The 253-nt window shown below is 43.1% G+C and carries 1 protein-coding gene; it reads right to left on the bottom strand.

Annotated features, from left to right (window positions below):
* The coding region (locus tag KVT27_RS25475) for a transposase (RefSeq protein ID WP_217582258.1) at nt 1-150 on the bottom strand (150 nt) is incomplete at its 3' end.
* Nucleotides 151-253 lie beyond the last annotated feature (103 nt).

Below are 253 nucleotides of genomic sequence, written 5' to 3'. Positions count from 1 at the left end.
AGAACGGTATTGCGTCATCCAATTCTTTAGTGTTCCAGGTGGGATGTTCATTTCCTCAGCTATTTCCGGAAGTGACTTCGTTTGTTCTTGTACGTATTTAACCGCTTGCTTCTTGAACTCCTCGTTGTACCGTTGACGTTGCTCTGCCATTAGCGGACACCTTCTTTCATTCGTTAAGTTTATTATTAGGGATTCACCTAACGTTGGTCCACTTCTAATTCTAGCAGCACCAGAGCAGTTATTTGCCGATTTC

The sequence above is a fragment of the Lysinibacillus sp. GbtcB16 genome (genome assembly GCF_019091145.1).
Lineage (GTDB): Bacteria > Bacillota > Bacilli > Bacillales_A > Planococcaceae > Lysinibacillus > Lysinibacillus fusiformis.
Note: the sequence above shows the minus strand (reverse complement) of the source record. Positions and strands in the feature narration are given on the sequence as shown.